Source organism: Iodidimonas gelatinilytica, assembly GCF_008579125.1.
Taxonomy (GTDB): domain Bacteria; phylum Pseudomonadota; class Alphaproteobacteria; order Sphingomonadales; family Rhodothalassiaceae; genus Iodidimonas; species Iodidimonas muriae.
Genome location: NZ_BKCL01000008.1, coordinates 1 through 23,259 on the forward strand (window position 1 = coordinate 1; position 23,259 = coordinate 23,259).

The 23,259-nt window shown below is 56.4% G+C and carries 18 protein-coding genes and 1 pseudogene; 14 read left to right on the top strand and 5 right to left on the bottom strand.

Features of this window, described 5'->3' with window-relative positions:
• Positions 1-190 precede the first annotated feature (190 nt).
• The 7 genes and pseudogenes from JCM17844_RS10515 to JCM17844_RS10540 all read left to right on the top strand — a co-directional run bounded on the left by JCM17844_RS10515 (position 191) and on the right by JCM17844_RS10540 (position 9,295).
• On the top strand, positions 191-2,662 hold the full coding sequence (locus JCM17844_RS10515) for a TonB-dependent receptor domain-containing protein (protein WP_210431812.1): 2,472 nt from the start codon (positions 191-193) through the stop codon (positions 2,660-2,662).
• Between the two features lie 118 nt (positions 2,663-2,780).
• Positions 2,781-4,694, top strand: coding sequence for an alpha-amylase family protein (locus JCM17844_RS10520; protein WP_150000921.1), 1,914 nt, complete (start codon positions 2,781-2,783; stop codon positions 4,692-4,694).
• 1 nt (position 4,695) lies between these two features.
• Positions 4,696-5,376, top strand: a complete 681-nt coding sequence (locus JCM17844_RS10525; RefSeq protein WP_210431813.1) for an ROK family protein — start codon at positions 4,696-4,698, stop codon at positions 5,374-5,376.
• On the top strand, positions 5,331-5,597 hold the full coding sequence (locus JCM17844_RS16665) for an ROK family protein (RefSeq protein WP_210431814.1): 267 nt from the start codon (positions 5,331-5,333) through the stop codon (positions 5,595-5,597). The genes JCM17844_RS10525 and JCM17844_RS16665 overlap by 46 nt, the downstream gene beginning before the upstream one ends.
• Before the next feature lie 85 nt (positions 5,598-5,682).
• Positions 5,683-7,041: a cytochrome P450 gene (locus JCM17844_RS10530; protein WP_150000922.1), complete on the top strand. Its 1,359-nt coding sequence runs from the start codon at positions 5,683-5,685 to the stop codon at positions 7,039-7,041.
• 38 nt (positions 7,042-7,079) lie between these two features.
• Positions 7,080-8,740: pseudogene (locus JCM17844_RS17475) on the top strand (GMC family oxidoreductase).
• A 123-nt stretch (positions 8,741-8,863) separates the two neighbouring features.
• The gene (locus JCM17844_RS10540; protein WP_150000923.1) at positions 8,864-9,295 is read left to right on the top strand and encodes an FKBP-type peptidyl-prolyl cis-trans isomerase; all 432 of its coding nucleotides are present in this window, start codon (positions 8,864-8,866) and stop codon (positions 9,293-9,295) included.
• Between the two features lie 183 nt (positions 9,296-9,478).
• Here JCM17844_RS10540 and JCM17844_RS10545 read toward each other — a convergent pair whose 3' ends face one another.
• On the bottom strand, positions 9,479-10,918 hold the full coding sequence (locus tag JCM17844_RS10545; RefSeq protein ID WP_150000924.1) for a M20/M25/M40 family metallo-hydrolase: 1,440 nt from the start codon (positions 10,916-10,918) through the stop codon (positions 9,479-9,481).
• Between the two features lie 144 nt (positions 10,919-11,062).
• Here JCM17844_RS10545 and ettA point away from each other — a divergent pair, with 144 nt between their 5' ends.
• From ettA to JCM17844_RS10570, 5 genes are all read left to right on the top strand, one after another.
• Positions 11,063-12,715: an energy-dependent translational throttle protein EttA gene (gene ettA, locus JCM17844_RS10550; RefSeq protein WP_150000925.1), complete on the top strand. Its 1,653-nt coding sequence runs from the start codon at positions 11,063-11,065 to the stop codon at positions 12,713-12,715.
• 245 nt (positions 12,716-12,960) lie between these two features.
• Positions 12,961-14,436: a sensor histidine kinase gene (locus JCM17844_RS10555; RefSeq protein ID WP_210431817.1), complete on the top strand. Its 1,476-nt coding sequence runs from the start codon at positions 12,961-12,963 to the stop codon at positions 14,434-14,436.
• A 112-nt stretch (positions 14,437-14,548) separates the two neighbouring features.
• On the top strand, positions 14,549-15,985 hold the full coding sequence (locus tag JCM17844_RS10560) for a leucyl aminopeptidase family protein (RefSeq protein ID WP_150000927.1): 1,437 nt from the start codon (positions 14,549-14,551) through the stop codon (positions 15,983-15,985).
• Positions 15,986-16,048: 63 nt separating this feature from the next.
• The gene (locus JCM17844_RS10565) at positions 16,049-16,399 is read left to right on the top strand and encodes a MarR family transcriptional regulator (protein WP_150000928.1); all 351 of its coding nucleotides are present in this window, start codon (positions 16,049-16,051) and stop codon (positions 16,397-16,399) included.
• Between the two features lie 120 nt (positions 16,400-16,519).
• Positions 16,520-17,326, top strand: coding sequence for a C40 family peptidase (locus tag JCM17844_RS10570; protein WP_210431819.1), 807 nt, complete (start codon positions 16,520-16,522; stop codon positions 17,324-17,326).
• A gap of 74 nt (positions 17,327-17,400) precedes the next feature.
• Here JCM17844_RS10570 and JCM17844_RS10575 read toward each other — a convergent pair whose 3' ends face one another.
• The 4 genes from JCM17844_RS10575 to JCM17844_RS10590 all read right to left on the bottom strand — a co-directional run bounded on the left by JCM17844_RS10575 (position 17,401) and on the right by JCM17844_RS10590 (position 21,915).
• Entirely contained in the window at positions 17,401-17,952 is a 552-nt protein-coding gene (locus JCM17844_RS10575) for a c-type cytochrome (protein ID WP_235898978.1), read from the bottom strand.
• 220 nt (positions 17,953-18,172) lie between these two features.
• Positions 18,173-20,905 (bottom strand): M1 family metallopeptidase, encoded by a 2,733-nt coding sequence (locus JCM17844_RS10580; RefSeq protein ID WP_150000931.1) that lies wholly within the window; start codon positions 20,903-20,905, stop codon positions 18,173-18,175.
• 57 nt (positions 20,906-20,962) lie between these two features.
• Positions 20,963-21,151, bottom strand: coding sequence for an NAD(+) diphosphatase (locus tag JCM17844_RS10585; RefSeq protein ID WP_150000932.1), 189 nt, complete (start codon positions 21,149-21,151; stop codon positions 20,963-20,965).
• Positions 21,151-21,915: an NAD(+) diphosphatase gene (locus JCM17844_RS10590; protein WP_150000933.1), complete on the bottom strand. Its 765-nt coding sequence runs from the start codon at positions 21,913-21,915 to the stop codon at positions 21,151-21,153. Before JCM17844_RS10590 ends, JCM17844_RS10585 begins: the two co-directional genes overlap by 1 nt.
• A 205-nt stretch (positions 21,916-22,120) precedes the next feature.
• Between JCM17844_RS10590 and JCM17844_RS10595 the strand changes: the two genes are divergently transcribed.
• Positions 22,121-22,705: an RNA polymerase sigma factor gene (locus JCM17844_RS10595; RefSeq protein ID WP_210431820.1), complete on the top strand. Its 585-nt coding sequence runs from the start codon at positions 22,121-22,123 to the stop codon at positions 22,703-22,705.
• On the top strand, positions 22,689-23,084 hold the full coding sequence (locus JCM17844_RS10600) for a DUF6768 family protein (RefSeq protein ID WP_150000935.1): 396 nt from the start codon (positions 22,689-22,691) through the stop codon (positions 23,082-23,084). Before JCM17844_RS10595 ends, JCM17844_RS10600 begins: the two co-directional genes overlap by 17 nt.
• Positions 23,085-23,259 lie beyond the last annotated feature (175 nt).

Genomic DNA, 23,259 nt, shown 5'->3' on the forward strand with positions numbered 1-23,259 from the left:
GCGTTTTCTTGCGCAGAATTTTGCAAAATCATTATTGCAATCGATTGCAAAATCTTTTACCGTCCTCGTGATCACTGGATGGGGTGCGCCATTTATGGCGGAAACACAGAGCATCCCGGTCCGAATTGGCAGCCATTAAAATCCACAGAGACGCTTTGGCCTGCCGCATCATTTTGGGGAGGAGAGTCCGATGAAACAAGCAACACGCTTTGGTTTAATGCTATCGGTGGCCACAGCAGCATTGGCCGCATCACCTGCTGTTTCGCAGGTTGAAAACGGGGATGCCGATGCAGCGTCCACCAATGTCGGCATGCTTGAGGAAATCGTCATCACCGCCGTGCCCATCAGCGGCACAAAAATGACCACCAGCGTTTCCACCAGTTCTCTAAGCGCAGACGAGATCCGTAATTTTGCACCGCGCTCCACCGCCGAAATTTTCCGCAATATTCCCGGCATCCGCTCTGAAAGCTCTGGCGGGGGCGGCAATGCCAATATCGCCGTGCGTGGCCTGCCCATTTCCACGGGTGGCGCGAAATTCCTTTCACTGCAAGAAGATGGCCTGCCGGTTTTGCAATTTGGCGACATCGCTTTTGGCAATGCGGATAATTTCCTGCGCGCCGATAGCACCATTTCGCAAATTCAAGCAGTGCGTGGCGGTTCGGCCTCCACATTCGCGCAAAATTCCCCCGGTGGCGTGATCAATATGATCAGCAAAACCGGCGCCCAGGAAGGTGGCAGCATCGGCATCACGCGGGGCATCGGTTTTGACCGCACCCAGCTTGATTTTGAATATGGCGGCCCCCTTGCCGACGATCTGAGCTTTCATGTGGGTGGATTTTATCGCACCGGCGAAGGCACCCGCGACACCGGCTTTAACGGCGATGATGGCGGGCAGATCAAAGCCAATATCACCAAGGATTTTGAAAATGGCTATGTGCGGCTTTATTTCAAACATCTGAATGATCGGGAAACCACCTTCCTGCCCATGCCGCTTTTGGCCACCGGCACCAATGAAAACCCGAAATTCCGCTCGGTGGAAGGGTTCGACGCCAAATCCGACACCCCCCATTCCCCCTTCTTGTTGTCGGGCGTTGGTCTGGACGGCGAAAACAACCGCCGTCGTTTCGATCTGGACGATGGGATCCGCGCCCTGAGCACCGCCATCGGCATCGAGTTCGAATTCGATCTGGCCGATGATTGGCGGATCAGCAATCGTGGTCGCTATTCCGAAAATTCCGGCGGTTTCGTTGCGCCCTTCCCGGCCAGCGTAGCCAGCGCATCGTCCTTGGCCGAGCAGATCGGCGGAGCGGGTGCCACCCTTGGCTATGCCAATGGCCCAAGCGGCGGTCAGGCCATCGCCGATCCCGCAGCGCTCAATGGCAATGGCTTGGCCATGTCCGTGGCGTTGTTCGATGTGGATGTGAATGATTTCGATAATTTCGCCAATGATCTGAAACTCGCCAAATCCTTTGAAATGGGCGATATGGGCGATGTGGATGTGACATTCGGCTATTACAAAGCTTCTCAAACCATCAATATGGACTGGGTGTGGAACTCGTTCCTGATGGAAGTGAAGGGCGAGGATGCCGCCCTTTTGGATGTGTTTGACGCCAATGGCCAAAAACAGACCCTGAACGGCCTGTTCCAGTTTGGTGATCCCTTTGGCGGCTGCTGTACCCGTAATTACAATGCCGATTATGATACCGATGCCCCTTATGCCTCTGTATCATGGATCACCGGCGATCTTAGCCTTGATGCCAGCCTGCGCTATACCTTCGGTGATGTTTCAGGCAGCTTTGCGGGCACCATTCAAGCCCCCTTTGATGTCACCGGCGATGGGGTGATCGAAGGACCGGAACAAAATGTCAATCTGGTGGATCTGGCCAATCCTTCGCCTGTTGATTACACCTATGATTATGCCTCTTACACCTTTGGGGCCAATTATCTGTTGACCGACGATCTGGCCGTTTTTGCCCGCTATAGCCGGGGTGGCAGCGCCAATGCAGACCGTTTGCTGTTTGGCCCAGCCATTGCCGCCGATGGTTCTTTGGTGGATGAAGACGCCGCTGTGGATATCGTCAAACAAACCGAAGCCGGTGTGAAACTGCGGACCGGCGAGCTTAATCTGTTCGGCACATTCTTCTATGCCAAAACCGAAGAGCAGAATTTCGAAATCACCAGCCTCACCTTTATCGACCGTAAGTACCGCGCCTATGGTTTCGAGCTTGAAGGGGCCTATTCCTATGGTCCGTTCGATATCACTGCCGGGCTGACATGGACCGATGCGGATATTGTGGAAGACAATCTGTCGCCGGATCTGGTGGGCAACACGCCACGCCGGCAAGCGGACCTGATTTATCAAGTGACGCCATCCTACACGGATTACGGCTTCACCATCGGGGCCAATATCATCGGCACCACCAGCTCCTTTGCCCAATTCAACAACGAGCTGAAACTGCCCGGCTATACGCAGGTGAATCTCTTTGCCAATTACGAGATTCTGCCCGATCTGGTGCTGTCGGCCAATGTGAACAATCTGTTCGATACGCTGGGCGTTACCGAAGCGGAAGAAGGCTCTATCCTGCCCAATTCCGATGCGGTGATCCGGGCGCGCGCCATCAATGGCCGGACGGCTTCTGTCACATTGCGCTATAGCTTCTGATCTTTAACGCAACCCCTTAACGCATCTGCTTGGGGCGGCTTTAAAAAGCCATCCCGGGCGGATGCGCCCAACGGTTCCGTGCGGCCATGTGGGCTGCCATTTGATGCAGGATCGGACTATGTCTCTTCAAAAAACGCCGGAGCGGGTGCAGGCGGCGGACCTTGATGACGCAGACAAAGCCCTCTTTTCCCTTAGAAAACAGATCTTTGGCCCCGATGCCGATACGGCCTTGAAAGCGCTTTACGGCCACCGGGCCGATTTTCAGGATTGGTTGGCGCGGTTTTACGACATTGCAGCCCAAGGCTTTGCCAATCGTTCGGCCGAGCTGCGGGAATTGGATGCCAAGCGGGTTTATACCCCTGACTGGTTTCAAAAGCCCCATATGCTGGGCTATTCCGCCTATGCGGACCGGTTTGGCGGCACCTTGGACGGGGTGCGCCAGCGCCTTTCCTATTTAAGCGACTTAGGCGTCACCTATCTTCATTTGATGCCTGTCACCTGCCCGCGGGAAGGGGAAAGCGACGGCGGCTATGCGGTGGCCGATTATGAACGCATTGATCCCCGCCTTGGCACCATGCAGGATCTTGAAGCGCTGGCCAGCGCCTGCCGCAAGCACGGCATCAGTCTTGTCAGCGATCTGGCGCTCAACCACACCGCCGATACCCATGAATGGGCACAGGCCGCCCGCGCGGGCGATCCGGTTTATCAAGGCTATTATCATTGCTTCTCCGACCGCCAGCACCCTGATCAGTATGAAGAAACGCTGGAGGAGGTGTTTCCCGCCAGTGCGCCGGGCAATTTCACCCATATCGCCGAGATGGATCAGTGGGTCTGGACCACATTCTATCCCTATCAATGGGATCTGAACTATGCCAATCCGGCGGTATTTGGCGAAATATTGCGCATCATGCTGGTTCTGGCCAATCGCGGGGTCGAGGTCTTGCGCCTTGATTCCGTGGCTTTCATGTGGAAGCGCCTGGGCACGGATTGCCGCAATCAGCCTCAGGTCCATCATTTATTGCGCGCCTTTCGCGCGCTGACCCGCATAGCCGCTCCGGCTTTGGCTTTAAAGGCGGAAGCCATTGTGGCGCCGGAACATCTCACCGCCTATCTGGGCGAAGGCAAATATGCGGGCGAAGAATGTCATTTGGGTTATCATAATACCTTGATGGTGCTGCTATGGTCGGCCTTGGCGGAAGGACGCGCCGAACGGCTGACAGAGATGCTGCGGCGGATGCCTGCCCCCCCCGCCAATACAAGCTGGATCACCTATATCCGGTGCCATGATGATATTGGCTGGCCGGTTCTGGATGTGGACCGCGAGGCCCAAGGCCCAAGCGACCATGTGCGGTTTTTATCGGATTTCTATGCGGGTCGGGTCGCAGGCGGCTTTGCGCGCGGGCAATCTTTTCAAACCGGCGAGGACCGTGCCGTTCATGGCAGTTCGGGGATGCTGGCCTCTTTGGCGGGGCTGGAAGCCGCCCTTCAAGAGGACGATGAAACCGCGATCGATCTGGCCTTGGCGCGTATTCGGCTTTTATACAGCATTATCTTCGCCTTTGGCGGCATCCCGCTTTTGTATATGGGCGACGAATTGGGGATGCTCAACGATTACAGCTATGAAACCGATCCTTTGAAGGCGACAGACAGCCGTTGGCTGCACCGCCCCGATATGGATTGGAAAACCGCCGAAATGCGCCATGACAGCGGCAGCATAGCGGGCCGGGTTTATGCCATGACACGCCATCTGATTGCCTGTCGGGCGGATTTTCCGGCCTTGCATGGGGATACACCATCGCGGCCTTTGTCTGGCGACAATCCCCATATATTCATGATGCGGCGATCCGGCGCGCGCGGGCGGCTTCTTTTGCTGGCCAATTTCGCGCCCAACCCACAATCTGCTACCATCAAGGCCATAAACGCCGCACGCTTTCGCTTTCCCTTGCAAGACCGCCTGACCGGGCAGACCTATGAGGGAAGCGGGGATCTTGTACTTGGCCCTTATAACACGGTCTGGCTTGAGGAGGTCTGACATGACACAGCCAGCGCTTTTGGGTGGCATAGAAGCAGGCGGCACAAAAACCATCTGCCTGATCGGTACAGGACCAGATGATATCCGCGCCCAAATACAAATGCCCACCCGCACAGCGGATGAAACCATCCCCGATATTGTGGCATTTTTCCGCGAACGCAGCGTAGAATTGGGGCCGGTCGCCCGCGTGGGGCTGGCCAGCTTTGGCCCCATTGACCGCGACCCCCTCTCTGCCACTTGGGGGCATGTGCTGACAACGCCCAAAACCGGATGGGCGGGCGCGGATTTTGCCGGTGCGGTGGCACGGGCGCTGGATGTGCCGGTAACATTCGATACCGATGTGAACGGGGCCGCGTTGGCGGAAGGGCTGTGGGGCGCAGCGCAAGATGTGGCCGATTATGCCTATCTGACCGTGGGCACCGGCATTGGCGGCGGCATTGTCGCCAATGGTCGGCTTGTGCATGGTGCCATGCATCCCGAACTTGGCCATATGGCGGTGCCCCGCGATCCAGAAACCGATCCTTTTGAAGGCCATTGCCCCTTTCACGGCGATTGTTTGGAAGGATTGGCATCCGGCCCGGCCATAGAGGCCCGCTGGGGCCATCCGGCCTATGACCTGTCGGCGGATCATCCGGCATGGGCGATGGAGCGCAGTATCTATCTGTGCTGGCGGCCAATTTGATCCTGATGCTTTCCACACGGCGCATCTTGTTTGGCGGTGGCGTGATGGCGCGCAACAGCCTGTTTGCCGCCTTGCGCGCCCAAACGAAAGAGCGGCTCAAGGGCTATCTGACGGTTTCGCCCTTTGATGGCGATTTGACGGATGTGATCATGCCGCCCGGCCTTGGCAAACGCGCCGGTCCTTTGGGCGCATTGGCGCTGGCGATGGAAGGAAACGCCTAACAACAAGCACGCCGGTTTTGGTGGGGGAGGCATGGACCATAAGCAGATATAGTCTGGCTTGGTTCCATCGTGAAAGGCACCCCCCATGGCCAACACGGCATCAGATGTGCAACATCCCTTGAACGCCGGCAGATTGGATCATATCCCCGGTGAAGATGGCTGGCCGGTCATCGGCAACAGCCTGGAAGACCTGCGCGATCCCCGGGCCTATACCCGCCGCATGCTGGATCGCTATGGCCCTGTTTATCGCCATAAACTTTTCTTCCATGAACAAGTGAGTCTGATCGGCCCCGAGGCCAACGAGTTCTTTTTGCTCGACCGTGAACAGGTCCTGTCTTCGGAGCAGGGCTGGATGCCGTTCTTGAAAGATCTGTTTCCGCGCGGCCTGATGTTGTTGGATTTCGACGAACATCGCGCCCATCGCAAGATCATGACCGTGGCCTTTAAAACACCGGCCATGAAGCATTATTGTGAACGGCTGAATCTGGGGGTGCCCACACGCATTGGCGCATGGGGACAGGCCGGGCGGTTCCGTTTTTATGATGCCATCAAGGCGCTGACACTGGATATGGCCACCGATGCCTTTCTTGGCATGAAGCCCGGCGGGCAATCGGCCAAGGTGAACACCGCCTTATCGGATATGGTGGCGGCATCGGTGGCCCTGTTCCGCTATCCTTTGCCCGGCACGCTTTATGGCCGGGGTGTTGCGGGGCGGCGGTTTATGATCGCCTTTCTGGGAGACTTGATCGCCAAGCGGCGGGGCGGTGCAGGCCGCGATACCTTTAGCCTGCTGTGCAATGCAAAAGATGAAGACGGCAATAGCTTCACCGATCAACAAATCATCGACCATATGAATTTCCTGTGGATGGCCGCCCATGACACCATCACCTCATCGGTGACCACCCTTGTTTATGAATTGGGCCGCAATCGGGATTGGCAGGAAAAACTGGCCGCTGAATGTGACACCATCGGGGGAGAGCATTTGGATTATGACGATCTCGGCCGGTTGGAGCTGGTGGATTATGCCTTCAAGGAAGCCATGCGGCTGAATGCTCCGGTGCCTGCCTTGCCGCGAATGACGGTGCGCGATACCAAATTTGGCGGCTATGCCTTACCCAAGGGAACATTGGTGGGAATTTCCCCCACCTTTGTCCATCGCATGCCTGAACTGTGGCCAGAGCCGGACCGCTTCGATCCCATGCGCTTTTCCCCGGAAGGCGGCGTGCGGGACCGTCATAAATATGCGTGGGTCCCCTTTGGCGGCGGGGCGCATATGTGTCTGGGGCTGCATTTTGCCACCATGCAGGCAAAAATCATTCTGTTTCATCTGCTGCGGCATTGGCGGATTGAATTGGACAGACCCGATTATGAAGCGCATTTCCAGATCATGCCATTGACCAAGCCAAAATGCGGCCTGCCCGTGCGGCTGGTGCGCCGATCATAGGGCTTGAGAACTTCAGAATAAACGGGGAAGGAGCGGAGATGGAGGCGTTTGATTTCATCATTGTGGGTGCGGGATCGGCGGGGTGCGTGCTGGCCAATCGGCTGAGCGAAAACCCGGACTACCGCGTTTTGCTGCTGGAGGCCGGGCCAAAAGACAGCAATCCCTTCATCCATATGCCTTTGGGCTATGCCATGACGCTAAAGTCCACCACCCTCAATTGGCAATTTCCCACGCTTCCAGATCCCCATACCCACAACCGCATCCATAAATGGCCACGTGGCAAGGCGCTGGGCGGTTCATCATCCATCAATGCCATGATCTATATTCGCGGCAATCCCGGTGATTATGATGGCTGGCAACAAATGGGCTGTACCGGCTGGGGGGCATCGGACGTGCTGCCCTATTTCATGCGGTCGGAAGATTATCAGCATGGCCAACAACCGGGACATGGCGTTGGCGGACCGTTACCGGTGCGGGAACCCGCCTATGTCCATCCCATGTCGAAGAAACTGATGGACGCCTGCGCCCAGTTCGGCCTGCCCAGGCGCCATGATCTCAATATCGGTGTGCAAGAAGGGGTGGGCCTGTGCCAGTTCACCATTGATCGCGGCGCGCGGATGTCTACAGCCCGGACATTTTTGCGCCAGGCAGCCCATCGCCCCAATCTGGACATTCGCACCGAAGCGCTGGCCCATAAAATACTGTTCGAAGGAAAACGCGCCTGCGGTATTCGCTATCAGAATGCCGGCAAAATCGTGGATGTTGCGGCCCGCCAAGAGGTGATTTTGTCCGGCGGCACGGTCAATTCCCCGCATCTGTTGGAACTTTCCGGCATTGGCGATGCGGCACGGTTGAACGCCATCGGCATCCGCCCCTTGGTGGATCTGCCGGCGTGGGCGAGAATTTGCAAGACCATTATAATGCGGCGCTAAGCTGGCAGTTTAAAGCGGGCACGCCTTCCATCAATGCCATGGCACGGGGCTTGCCGCTTTTGGGGTCGCTGATGCGCTATCTGTTGCGGCGTGACGGGATGATGTCGGTGGGGCCGGCCCATATCACCGCTTTTGCCCATACACGCCCCGGCCTGAAAAGCCCCGATATCCAGTTCCACGCCACCCCTGCCACCCTGGATGGGGACGCCTATGCGCAAAATAAGCTGGTTTTCCACAAGGAACCGGGGCTCACTTTGGGGGCCTGTGTGCTGCGTCCGGAAAGCCGCGGCTCCATCCATGCCAAAAGCGCCGATCCGCAGGCTTATCCCGATATCACCGCCAATTATCTGAAAACGCAAACGGACCAGGAAACCATGGTGGACGCCTTGAAACAAACGCGCGAAATCATGGCCCAACCCGCAATCGCACCCTTTGTGGAAAAAGAACGCGACCCCGGCGCAGCGGCACAAAATGATGCCGATTTGCTGGCCTTCGCCCGCGAAACGGGCACCACCATTTTTCATCCTGTGGGCACCTGTGCCATGGGCCCTGCCGATGACAAGCGCGCGGTTTTAACACCGGATCTGAAGGTCAAGGGCGTTCAGGGCCTGCGGGTGGCCGATGCCTCCATAATGCCGCGCCTTGTTTCGGGAAATACCAATGCACCGGCCATCATGATCGGCGAAAAAGCCGCAGATCTGATTTTGGGGAAAGCCCCACCGGCGGCAGTTGCATGGCCCTGCCATGGGGAGCAGCCCTCCGGTTGAGCAAGGCATCAACCGAAAAGGGGCTTTTTTTGCCACTTGCATTGACTTTTAAAGCCGAAACCCTGACGTTCAGGCGGTGAACTACGCAACTCTACACGCAAAAGAAGTCCTAGGAGAGAGATTTTGTCCACGGCAAGCACGGGTGACACCGTCAAGGTCCATTATACCGGTACGCTCGACAGCGGCCAACAATTCGACAGTTCGCGTGACCGCGAGCCCATTTCCTTTGAACTCGGCAAGCGGCAGGTGATTGTCGGTTTTGAAACCGCAATTGAGGGCATGGCTCCGGGCGAGACAAAACAGGTGAAAATTCCCGCCGACGAGGCCTATGGCCAGCGCCGTGATGATCTTGTTTTCGCCGTGCCGCCTGATCAGTTCCCTGCGGAAATGAAAGCCGAAGAAGGTATGCGCGTCACCGGCACAACACAGCAGGGCCAGCAAGTTGAAATGATGATCGTCAAAGTGACGGAAGAAACCATCACTTTGGATGCCAATCATCCGCTTGCCGGTCATGATCTGACATTCGATCTGGAACTCGTTGAAATTGTTGGATAAGTCCAAATTTTAACAACAAGAAAACCCGGCAGGTTCTGTTCCTGCCGGGTTTTTTATGGGCCAAGGGTCCGCCCCGTATCCAAAATGTTTTCACAAGATCCCGGCTTTGGTTTGAGGTCATAAGACATCAGAAAAGCTGGGGACGATGGATACCGGGGGAATCGGTTCCTTATCCCTGTTTTTTCAATTCTGCGTCCCCGCCTGTTCGGGCGCATCCGCTTGTGGGCGGAACTCCACATCCAGATTGGCGGTCAACCACGCAAACACCGCATAAGCAGCGATATTTTGCTGAATATCGGCAAGATCGATCTTGTCGAAGGTATCGTTTGCCGTGTGGTGCAGATCGAAATAATCGGTCCCATCCTGATAAAGCGCAGCCACCGGAACACCGGCCATACGCAACGGAATCACATCAGGGCCGCCCCCCGAATCATTGGCACCGCGCCCGATCCCCAAAGGCCGCAATTGGCGGTGAATGGCATTGGTGAAGGGCAGGTCTTCTTCACCCACACGGGTGCGGAAATCCCAAACCCGACCGGCCCCGAAATCGGATTCGGCGGCAATCACATGATCGGCCAATTCGTCCTTATGCGCTTCGGCATAGGCCCTTGCGCCCAAAAGGCCCACTTCTTCGGCCCCCCACAGCACAAGACGAATGGTGCGCTTGGGAGCAAAACCGCTGTCTTTGATAAGCTTTAAAGCGGCCATGGTGATGCCAACGCCGGCGCCATCATCCACAGCGCCGGTGCCCAGATCCCAGCTATCCAGATGGCCCCCGATCACAATGATTTTTTCCGGCTGCTCGGTGCCTTTGATCTCGGCAATCACATTGCCCGATTGCACCGGTCCAAGGGCTTTGGGGGTCAAGGTCATATGCACCTGTGCGGTGCCGCGCTCCAACAATCGGGCCAATTGATCCGCATCGGGATTGGACAAGGCGGCGGCAGGAATTTTCGCAATGCCGTCCTTATAGCGTGTGCCGCCGGTATGGGGAAAACGGTGGCTATCGGTGCCCACCGAACGGATCAGAACCCCCACGGCACCCTTTTGGGCCGCAACGGATGGTGAATTGCCGCGAATATAGTTGGTGTTGCCATAGCCCGAACCATCTTGCGAGCGATAAAGCTTCAGATCAACAAACGCGATCTTGCCATCAAGGCTACCCTCCGGGGCGGCTTCCAGTTCATAAAGATCGGTAAAGCGCACCACTTGCGCTGTGATGCCGTCTTCCGGTGTGGCCACAGACCCGCCCAGAGCGGTGATATGCAGGGGCTGGTCCGCCTCGCCCACAATCCTGGCCGTTTCCACGCCGCGCGCCCAGCCATCCATGGTGAACGGTTCAATGCGGGCCGTTTCAAAGCCCAGATCCTTCAGCGTCTTCAGCGCCCATTGGCGGGCTGCAGCTTCCCGGTCACTGCCCGCAAGGCGCGGTCCGATCTCTGTGGTCAGCCCCTCGATCAGCTTATATCCTTGCTGGTCTGAAAGCCCTTTGGCCCGCAGCTTTGCCGCTTGTTCAACGAGGGCCGGATCAAGCGTGGCAACGGATGACGTTTGCGCCCCCGTGGGGGTGGTCGCAATGGCGGTGGATAGCACAAGGCATGCGCCCAGGATCATGCGCTTCATCGCATGCGTCTCCTTTTTATTTCGATCAAAGGCCAGACGTTAACCGCCTTCCGGGTTATCTCCAAGCCTGCCGATTGCGTGAAACCGGCGAGTGCGGTATGGAGCGCGTGAAATTCTTGTCGTTTGAAAGGTTCGGTGTACGTCATGGTTCAGTATGTTTTCCACATGCAAGGCCTCAACAAGCAATATCCGGGGGGGCGCCATGTCCTGAAGGATATTCATCTCAATTTCCTTCCCGGTGTGAAAATTGCCGTGATCGGCGTCAATGGCTCGGGGAAATCCACCCTGATGCGGATCATGTCCGGTATCGACAAGGACTTCACCGGCGAGGCATGGGCCGCAGAGGGCATCCGTACCGGCTATCTAAGCCAGGAACCCTATCTTGACCCGGAAAAGGATGTTTTGGGCAATGTGCGGGACGGTGTGGCCGCGCAACAGGCCATCCTTGATCGCTATAACGAGATTTTGGCGGATTATTCCGACGAGGTGGCCGATGAAATGGCCCGCCTGCAAGACGAGATCGACGCCAATAATCTGTGGGAACTGGACAATCAGGTCGACATTGCCATGGACGCCCTGCGCTGTCCGGCCGGTGATGCCGATGTCACCACATTGTCCGGCGGAGAGCGTCGCCGGGTGGCTTTGTGCCGCCTGTTGCTGGAAAAACCCGATCTTTTGATGCTGGATGAACCGACCAACCATCTGGATGCCGAATCGGTGGCGTGGCTTGAGCGCTTCTTGCAAGAATATAAAGGCACCGTGGTTCTGGTGACCCATGATCGCTACTTCCTCGATAATGTGGTGGGCTGGGTTTTGGAACTGGATCGCGGCCACGGTATTCCCTTTGAGGGCAATTACTCGCAATGGCTGGAAGCCAAGCAAAAACGTCTTGCCCAGGAAGAGCGTAAGGAAGAGGCCAAGGAAAAGGCATTGGCGCGGGAACTGGAGTGGATCAGATCCAGCCCCAAGGCACGCCAGTCAAAATCCAAGGCGCGTATCCGGGCCTATGATGAAATGCTGCAAGAACAGCAGGAAAAGCTGTCAGGCACCGCGCAAATCAAAATGCAACCCCCCGGCCGTTTGGGCGGCAAGGTGATCGAGTTCGAAGGCGTCTCCAAAGCCTTTGGTGATCGCCTGCTTTATGAAAATCTCACATTTTCCCTGCCACCGGGCGGCATTGTCGGGGTCATCGGCCCCAATGGCGCCGGGAAAACCACCTTGTTCAAGCTGATCACCGGCGAAGAAACCCCCGATGCCGGCAGCATCACCATCGGGGAAACGGTGAAACTGGGCTATGTGGATCAAAGCCGCGACGCTTTGGACGACAACAAGACCGTCTGGGAAGAAGTGTCTGGCGGCGACGATGTGTTCTATTTCGGCAAGACCGAGATCGCCACACGCTCTTATGTGGGGGCCTTCAACTTCAAAGGCTCGGATCAGCAAAAGAAAGTGGGGCTGCTGTCAGGCGGTGAACGCAACCGCGTCCATCTGGCAAAGATGCTGCGCAAGGGCGGCAATGTGCTGCTTTTGGATGAACCCACCAACGATCTGGATGTGGAAACCCTGCGGGCTTTGGAAGAAGCCTTGGAAAACTTCGCCGGATGCGCCGTGGTGATCAGCCATGATCGCTTCTTCCTTGACCGATTGGCCACCCATATCCTCGCCTTTGAAGGCGACAGCCATGTGGAATGGTTCGAAGGCAATTTCCAGGCCTATGAAGCGGATCGCAAGCGCCGTCTTGGCGATGATGCCAACACACCGCACCGCTTGAAATTCAAGAAATTCAACCGCTCCTGAAGCGGCGCAAACACTGCGAAAACAAGAATGCCGGGTGCGTGTCGCCCGGCATTTTTACATGAAAAGAGAAAGCAGACGGGAGAGGGTGTCAAAAACACATCTATATTTTGTAAATATATAAAATGCGGCTATACTGCAACCGGGACAAAAAAATATCGGGCCACCATTTTTGAAGCTGCCGAAAAAGGGAAGACCGCAACACAAGCTGCATGCCTCGGAAACCCACGTCCATTAAGGCAGAACACATGGCCGCCACAGCGAGTCAGAAAACAGGAAACAAAGAGGCACAAGAGCCTCTTCCGCGCGGCAAACATGGCACGCGATCTGTCTTGAGCAATCTGCGCATCCTGATCTATTTGATGGCGCTTACCGGACTGACGGGCCTTTTTGGTGGATGGGAAATCCACAAAATCGGGACATTGCACAAGCTCAATTATCTTCATGTAAAATATAACCAGATGCTGGTGCATGATCTGGAGGTGTTCCGCAAAGGAGCGGAACCGATCGACCAGATGCGCCGTGACGTCCAATTGATCCGGGAACAACCTATAACCTGCCTCGAGATCATCGGCGTGGTTGAAAGGGTGGTGTTGTCGGCGTTCCAGATCTTGCGGGCCGTACAGGTTTGCCACGACGATTTAAGGCTGACGACAGAGGTTCTTTCCACCCTTGATGCTTATGAAGCCGGACGATTGTCGCGGCCTGCATTGATCAGTGTTTTAGATCAGGCGGTTGCTCAAATCACAAACCATTCCCTGCAATTCGAACCTCTTGTGGAAAATGCGGAAAATGCGGTTCTCAAAACAACAATAGCGCTGCTCATCCTGATGGCATTGGTCATTCCCATGGTGGGCATTTTTGTAAGCCGCGCCGTATCCAATGATTGTCAGGAACTGGTTAGAACCCAAAAACGGCTGATAAAAGCTCGCCAAGAAGCGGATGAAGCCAATCTCGCCAAGTCAAAATTCCTGGCACATATGAGCCATGAACTCAGAACGCCCCTAAATGCCATTATTGGCTTTTCCGATCTGATGGCCTTGGAAATTTACGGCAAGCTGGGCGATTCGCGCTATCGATCATACGCCACGCATATCCGCGAATCTGGCAAGCATTTATTGCATATTATCAATGATTTACTTGATCTAAGCAAGGTTGAGGCAGGCAAGATGGACCTGAGCCTGAAAAGGATAGAGATCAAGCCGCTCATAAAAGACGCGCTGGAGCTTGTGGCGCTGGAAACGAAACAGAACAGCCCCACCGTCCATATCGCTTTGCCAGCCCATCCGCCGCGCTTGCTGGTGGACGAACGGTTGGTGAAACAGGCTTTGGTCAATCTCATCAGCAATGCGGTGAAATTTACGCCAGATAGCGGTGAGATCCGCATCAAAGGCTCCCTGACCGAAGATGATCGCTTCCTTCTGGACATTTCAGATAATGGGGTGGGCATGACCGAAAGCGAATTGGCAATCTGCAAGCGGCCCTTTGGGCAAATTCACAATCTGGTCCGGGACGATCAGCACGGAACAGGCTTGGGATTGCCTTTGGTCAATCTGTTCATGCGGCTCCATGATGGGCAAATGGAAATTTCTTCACAAAAAGGCAAAGGCACCAAGGTGCGCCTGATTTTCCCTGCCTGTTGTGTGGTGCCTCCCCAAGCAAAAACGGCGCATACAATAACATCACCGACAATGAAGGCGCAAATTGACCGCCGCGCCATTTAAACCACCGTCCCCCGATGACTATCGTGCCTATACGTCCCCCACATCCTCTGGATGTTATCGGGGGTCTTGTCGTATAAACGGCGATCATCCTTGCCCCTCGCATAAAAAGAGCATGCCCGTGACCTTTGACCCGAATAGCTTTCTTGAAACCAATGACCACGAACAGGCCATTCCGGTGCTTGCCCTGTCTGTTGCGGCGCATGCGCAATGGCGCAAAACCGCGCCTGCCGATGTGCAGCATTGGGAAGATTTGCAAGGGTTCGAGGCCAAAAAGGGAGCGGTGATGTTTGTGCCGCCAACCGCCCAAAGCGGTGCGGCCATAGTGCTGGGATTAGGCGAGAATGGCGATGTCAATGCGCCGGACCCGTGGGGCTGGGCCGCTCTTGCCGACCGGCTGCCGCCCGGCATCTATCGTCTGCCCGAAGGCATGCCAGGGAAGGCACAGGAAATGGCCGCCTTGGGCTGGGCCTTGGCGCAATATCGTTTTCGCCGTTATCTGAAACACAGCGACCAAGAGGCACAAACACCGGATAAACCAAAACGCCTGCTCCTTTCCAATAAAGGGGCCAAGGAAAGGGCCGCACGGGAAGCCGCCGCGGTGGCACTGGTGCGCGATCTGGTGAACACCCCCGCCAATGACATGCTGCCCTCTGATCTGGAGCGGGAAAGCCGGACCTTGGCCGACCGTTTCTCCGCCACGGTGACAGTAACCACCGGCGATGCCCTGCTGGATGCCAATTTCCCCGCCATCCATGCGGTGGGGCGGGCATCTGCCGATGCGCCAAGGCTTATCGATCTGCGCTGGGGACGGGAAGACGCGCCAAAACTCACTTTGGTGGGCAAGGGAGTGTGTTTCGATTCAGGTGGACTGGACATCAAGCCCGCAAACGGCATGCGCCTGATGAAAAAGGACATGGGAGGAGCCGCCCATGTTTTGGGATTGGCGCACCGCATTATGAGCGACAAACTGGATGTGCGCCTGCGGGTGCTGATCCCGGCGGTAGAAAATGCCATTTCAGGCACGGCCTTTCGCCCCGGCGATATCATCAAAACCCGCAAGGGCCTGTCCGTAGAAATCGGCAATACCGATGCGGAAGGCCGCTTGGTCCTGGGCGATGCCCTGACACTCGCCTGCGAAGAAACACCGGATCTTTTACTAGACTTTGCCACGCTTACCGGCGCAGCGCGGGTGGCACTGGGGCCGGACCTTCCCGCCTTTTTCACCGCACATCACGATTTGGCCGACCACTTCGCCAAAGCCGCTGCAAACACCGGTGATCCTTTATGGCGGCTTCCTTTATGGGAAGCCTATCTGGACTATCTGGATAGCAGCGTGGCCGATATCGCCAATGCCGGAGACAGCCCGTTTGGCGGAGCCATCACGGCTGCGCTCTATTTATCGCGCTTTATCACCCCGGAGGTGACATGGGCGCATTTCGATGTTTATGCGTGGAATCAAAAGCCCCGCCCCGGTCGTCCGGCAGGCGGCGAGGCCATGGCCCTGCGAGCCGCTTTTTCTGTCATTCAGGATCGATTCGGTGCATCCTGACTTGTCTTTGACAAAAAAACCGATACGCTAGCGAAACGAGCCACGTATCGAAGGATACCGGATATGACGGATCGCACGCTGTCCGACCATTTGGGCCTATGGCACCGCGCACTTATTGGCAGTGTGCGCTCTGATGCACCAGATCTGACCACCAGGCAAATGGCTATTCTTCTTTCGATTTACACCACAAGCCCTCCGCATACCGTGCGGGGGCTGGCCGCCGAACTTGGGGTGGCCAAACCGGTGATCACCCGAGCTCTGGATACATTAAGCGTACTGGGATATGTGCGGCGCAAGCGCGATGAACAGGATCGGCGCAGCGTTTTTGTGCAGCGAACGGTGAAGGGCGCCGTTTTCTTGAGCGAATTTCGCGATATTCTGGCACAGGCGGACGACGCCTCGTCGCCCCGCTAACGCCATCTCATTAACCCCGTTCCATGAACTCATCCCCGAAAGCCTGATATGACATCCCCGAAAAGAGATCCTCGTATCACACCGGCTCGGCCGGATTTGGCCGCTCGCTTTCTGGAGGGCATGATCGAAGCAAGCCGATTCTCCGAAGGCCAACCCTATGTGGTGGTCTCAGGAACCACAGCCTTGCGGTCGCAAGCCAGTGGCACCGGAGCACAGGTCAGCGAACTTTTATTCGGTGAACGCTTCACCGTTTATGAAGATCGCGGAGGCTGGGTATGGGGGCAATCGGCGCGCGATGGGTATGTGGGCTATGCCGAACGCACAGCCGTTGCACCCGATCCGTCTTCGGGCCTGCCCACCCATATGGTCAGCGCCCTTTTTGCCCATTTGATCCCCACGCCAGACTTGAAAACCAGCGCCCTCGCCTTGCTGCCCATGTCGGCGCAACTGACCTTGGGCGAATTGAGCCCATGTGGCGGTTACCGGCGGGTACAGGAATATGATGGCTGGATCTGCGTGCGCCATATCCGGCAGATCGGCGAGCCCAATGGAGATTATGTGTCCATTGCCGAGCGCTTTTTTGGTGCGCCTTATTTATGGGGTGGGAAAACCGCAAGCGGCATTGATTGCAGTGGTTTGGTGCAAGTAGCCATGGCCGCGGCAGACATAAGCATGCCCCGCGACTCAGACCTTCAGCTGACAGCCTGTCGGCACCGGCAATGGACAGCCATAAAGCGCAATCAGGCCCGGCGGGGCGATCTGGCGTTTTTTCCCGGCCATGTGGGGATCATGATAGACCATGAAACGCTGCTGCACGCCAATGCCACTCATATGGCGGTAACGGTGGACCCATTGACCGATGTTATTGATTGGGTGGGCCGCAGCAAAGCGCATCCCTTTAGCGGGCTTTATCGCCAGCCCGAATAAGCACACACCAGCCCCTATATGACAAAAGAGCCGTGCCGGGAATTGTCAAGAATCCCCGGCCCCGCGATTTTGTTTTATTCCGACCCGGCTTCCTCTTCCACCGCAGGAAGGGGCAGCGGTTGATCGGATTGGGCACGCAAGAAGGCGATCATATTGGCACGATCGGTCGGTTTGCGCAGGCCAGCAAAGGCCATTTTGTTGCCCGGAATGGCTTCATTGGTGTTCAAAAGCCACGCATCAAGCTGTTCATAGGTCCATTCGCCACCATGGTTGGCCAAGGCATCGGAATAGCCAAATCCCGGTTTGGACGCGATAGCACTTCCCAAAACACCATAAAGATTAGGGCCGATCTTATTGGCCCCACCCTTTTCGTAGCTGTGACAGGCGGCACATTTGGCAAAGGCGCGCTGTCCCTTGTCGGCAGAGGCTTGCGACAAAAGCATGGCCAAAGACGGCCCTTCGGGCTCGGCCTCTTTTTCCGTGTCCGCACTCACATCCGGCAAGGCCACGGCATAGGCCGGCGTTTCAGGGGCTTCCACATGAAACCGTCCTTCGGTCAAAATAGCACTGCCTTTGACCAGCAAAAGCGCGATCAGAATGCCCGCAAGGGCTTTGTTCACCGTCATCGTATCCACGAACTATGCTCCTCCTGCCCTGGTCTTTTTGAACGACGCTTTGGGCGGCGCAGACCATAGACCGACAGCGGCCCCTATCGCAAGCCGCACCAACTTTGCGGTCTTCTTATCGTGCTGTCCGCTTTCATGCAATGCGACAGATGGTCATTTTATAAGAGAAAGGCCGGAAGGACACCCCTCCCGACCTGATTTCATTGAAATAAGCTATCAATCAGCGCGCGCTGAAATAGCTCGTCACTTGTTCAGCCTTGGCATCCACAAGAGCCGCGCAGAGCCGGATACGCTCCAATGTTTGCGCCAATTCCCGCGGGCCGCCTTCCAGATCGTCCACCTTATCGGCAAAGAAGGCGTTTACTTCCTCAGCCCGTTCTACGGAGCAAAAACCACCACCCATATTGGCAATAGCCCCTTTGCGCCATGTCGGGATACGGGGCAGCAAAACATCCAGATTGCCTTGCACCCATTCCCACATGGCTTCCCGCTGTTCCGAAACGCCCACCTGAGAAAAGGCAATCAGAATCGCTTCATTGTCACGCACCCGCTCGTCTCCGATCACCGAACGCATCAGGCTCGCCACATCATCGGCTGGCGACGAGGCCAAAGCGCCCAAGGCCCGTTGACGGAATGTTGCATCGCGTGAGGCAAGGGCACGATCCAGCAAGGTCTGGGCAAAGTTGAAATCTTCTTCCTCAACAGCCACAGCCAGCGCTGTTCCCACAATCCCCGCATCCAAGGCACTGTTATCGAGTTCTTCGCCATCGCCAAGATAGGCTTTGGCGCGCTTGACCAAGGTTGCACGCAAGGCTTCATCTTTCCCCAGATTCGCCATGGTGCTAACGAGAGAGCCACGCAACAAGTGGGTTTCACCGGTTTCGCCGGCCGCTGCCTCAAGGCCAAGGCTTTGCAAACGGTCGCCATAAAGATCCCGCACAAGGGCAGAAATACCGTCTTTGGCAGCCTCGCTTTGGGCCAAACGACCATACATCAAGCCCAGATCGGATACTGGCTGGGTTGCCACTTCGCGGTTATCCGCCTTTGCCAGAATACCGAAGGCATCCACCATCGTTGCGGTCGATGCATCATCCGAACGATATGCGGCGGACAAAGAACCCAAAAGCGCCTGTGCTTCCCGTTCGTTCAGCGCATCGAAATTGCTGAACAAAGCAGACCAGCCCTGCTCATCCAGCGCCATGCGGTAATAGCCCGAGCCATTGTCATTGGGCATCAACCAAGCCGGGCAGCTTTGTGACGGAAGCTCAATTGTGGCTTCTGCTTCGCTCAAGACCGTGCAAAAGCGATCGCGGCCTTCCGCTGTACCATAGGCCATGCACACCGGAATTTTCCATGTCTGGTCGCGGTCACCCTCTGATCCGACAGGGAAATAGCGCGATTGGTTTAACGTGACGCGAGGAATGGCATCGCCATCACAGGACAGTTCCGCCCGCACGATAGGCACACCGGGCTGGAACAGGAAGCTGCGGAAGGCATCCACAACATCAGGACGGTTTGCCCCATCAGCCAAGGATTGCATGAAGTCGTTCACATCCGCCACATCATTGGCAAAACGCTTCATGTGCAGCCGCACGCCTTCGCGGAAGGCGTCTTCACCCAAAAAGGCTTCAAACATGGCCAGAACGCCGCCACCTTTACGATAAGTAATCCCATCGAAGGCCGTGGCAATATCATGATTGGAGCGGATCGGTTCACGGATCTGGCGCGCAGTGGCAAGGCTATCGGACCCCATAACGCCCAGCGCTCCCCGGAAAGTAGCAGTGGCAAATCCTCGGCCCGGAAAGGCCATGTCTACGGACTTGTTCCCCATCCAGGTGGCAAAGGATTCATTCAGCCAGATATCGTCCCACCATTTGGGCGTCACCAGATTGCCGAACCACTGATGGGCCAGTTCATGGGAATGCACAGAGGCATAGGCCCGTTTTTGACCTTCCGACGCTTGCGATCCATCGCCCAACAGCAAAAGCTGTTCGCGGTAGGTAATGGCCCCGACATTTTCCATGGCCCCGGCCGCAAAATCGGGAACGGCGATGATGTCCAATTTGGGATAAGGGAAAGCCACATTGAAATAACGCTCTTGGGCTTCAATGATGGCTTGGGTGTTTTCCAACGCATAACCAAGCTGGTCGCCTTTGCCCATGGCGGCCACACCGCGCAATGGCAACGGACGATCGCGCACCTCATTGGGCGGCAAATCGCCAAAATCCACCACATCCAAAGGCCCGACTGCAAAAGCAATCAGATAGGTGGGCAAGGGAGGCGTGGTTTCATAATGACGGGTGACAAGACCATCGCCGGCCTCTGTTTGCGAGACTTCCGGCGTTGCAGTGATCACCGCATCGGTGGCTTTGGCGGTCACGGAAATATCGAATGGCGTTTTGAACGCCGGTTCATCAAAGCTGGGGAAGGCCAGCCGCGCCGACGTGGCTTCAAACTGGGTGAAGGCATAATCTTCCCCCCCTTCCGTTACTTTATAAAGCCCTTCCAGCGCGCCATTGAAGGGCGCGGTATATTGGAACGACAAAGTGGCCGGGCCTTTTGGCGGGGTGCTATCAAGGCTGATACGGGCAATCCCCGTCGGGTCCACTTGTTCATAACTGGCATCGATGCGCTGATCGCCTACTGTCAACCATACATCGCTCACATCCAGATCATTGCCATGCACCCAAAGAATGGACGACGGTTCATTGATGGCCACATCGATGGCCACCGCACCGGAGAAGCTGTCTTTGGTCGGCAGGATGGTCAGATCAAGCTGATAATGGGTAGGAACCACAGAATCTCCAAGCTGGCCATGGGGAATGGCATCCGCCGCCACCGTGGCCTGATCCTGTTCAGACGTGGATGTCTGCTGTGTTTGTGTGTCATCATCACATGCTGCAAGCGCAGAGAGTGCTGCAGCTCCTATCAGTAGTCGCCAAGCGCGCATCATATAGTCTCCCGATCCGATGATTGTTGTTTATATTGCAGCGAAGACTAACGGCATGGATCACCCCGCGTCCAGCCACCTTTTTATTAAATGATGGGCAAGGGCAAGACGCGGCGGCACCATAAGGGCTTCACTTTCCCCGTCCATGGCCCTTGCAACTTCCCGACGTGTGAACCAGCGCGCGTCTTCCAGCTCTGTCCGGTCCACCACGATCTCTTCGCTCAACGCCTGAGCGATAAAACCCAACATCAAATTTGATGGGAAGGGCCAGGGCTGACTGCTACATAAGAGACCCCGCCGATCACGATCCCGGCTTCTTCATGCACTTCACGGCGCACCGCAGCCTCCAGCGACTCGCCGGATTCCACAAAGCCCGCCAGCGCCGAATACATGCCCGGAGGAAAGGTCGGCTGACGGCCCAGAAGACAAAAATCACCGCGCACCGGCACCATGATCGCCACCGGATCGGTGCGCGGATAATGTTCGCTATTGCACGCCTCGCAATAGCGTTGATAGCCGCCGCGCCGGGCCACGGTAGTGCTTGAGCAACGGGCGCAAAAGCGATGCCGCGCGTGCCAGGATAAAATGGCCAGCGCTTGCGCCACGATGCCGGTAATGCCCTGATCATGGGCCGGAGAGCTGAACTGCATGGCCAGCGACCGCCCATCAAGAAACAAAAGCGGTCGGGATGCCTGTATTGCATCGGTTGGCAGCTCCCACTCTTTGGGGCAGCGCACGGCGAACAACGGCGTTTGGTCCTGTTGCACCCCCAAAAACACGCAATCGGCCTGCGCTTCGATCAGCGTGGCCATCTGCGCATATGTGCTATAGAACAATGTGGGCGGCATACCACCATGAACGGCGACCTTCCCGGAGCGCACCGCCAAAAAGCGCCCCTTTTGGCAGGCTTTAAGGAGCCAGTCTTCATCGCCGCGGCGGTTTTCCGCACGGTCGAGCGGATTGCCGCAATAGGCAATCATAAGATCAGAGTGAAACAGAGCTGCATCCATCATCGCCGTTTGATGCCATATATTCCGGTTAAAACCAATTCAGAACCAATCCCGCATGAATGACCCAAAGGTGCGCCATCCAGCGATTGGCAGAAAATGCTCACAAAAATGAACCCAAGAGTAACAATGACGCACCTTATTCCCGTAGCACGCAAAAACGCGCCAATTAAAAAAAGCGCCACGAACGGAAATAAAGAAAGGGCCTAGGGTGCAGAGCGACAAAGAGCGCTTGCTTGATGACTATCTGGTGACGGCGGCGCGCATTGGCGACCGACGGGCATTGGACCATCTGGTGACCCGCTGGTCACCCCGGTTTTTGCGCCATGCCTATAGGCTATTGGGCGATGAATCCATGGCGCAGGATATGGCGCAAGAGGCATGGGAGCAGATCCTGCGCGGTCTGGCGCGGTTGGAAGACGCGCGGGCCTTTCCCGCCTGGGCATATCGCATTGTGACGCGCCGGTGCGCCCGCGCCATCCGGCAATTGGAAAAGCATCGGAATGGCCAGAAAGCTCTGGCCGCGGACCCGACACCCCTCGCGTGCGAAGCCGCTGACAATGAACCGGCGGACAGCGCACGCCGCGCCGATATGGCCCTTGTTCTGGCGGCATTGAAAACCTTGCCGGGCCCACAGCGAGCTGCTTTGGCGCTGTTTTATATGGAGGACCTCAGCATATCGGAAATTGCAATCGTGCTGGAAATCCCTGTGGGAACCGTCAAAACCCGCCTGATGCATGGGCGTTTGAAAATTCGGGACATCGTGAAAGGAACTGGTGATGACCAAATTGGATGATTTGATCGAAGACGTACTGACGCATGAAAACCAAACATTGTCGGGACACAGTGTGGAACCGGGATATTTCGCGCAGGCCAAAGGGCTCTTCCGTGGCCCGCTTGGCTGGGTGATGTGGTTGGTGTATATTATGCAGATTCTCGCCTTTGCGGCGGCTGCTTTTTCTTTTTGGCAGATGCTCATCGTTCCGGAAAGCGTGATGGCGGTGCGCTGGGGCGTCGGGGCCGTTCTTTTGTTCTTGTTTACCATTTCGGGCAAAAGCTTCATGGGCAGTCATCTGGAAGCGAACCGCATATTGCGTGAAGTGAAGCGACTGGAATTGCGCCTGTCTATGATGGAAGCCGCAAAAGCCAGCGACTCAGTGGGAGAGCCAAAATGAGGATATGGTGTCTGCTTGCTTTTCTGGTGGTGCTGTTTTTGCAAAACACCCCCTGTTCTGGCTAAATCGCCAACACAAAGAACAGGGCGAAAGCCAGCCCGCCACAGGATCCGGACCTGCGCTTGGGCGGGAAACGCCTGCCAAACAAGACGGACGTGCCCTTCTTGCGCTTCCC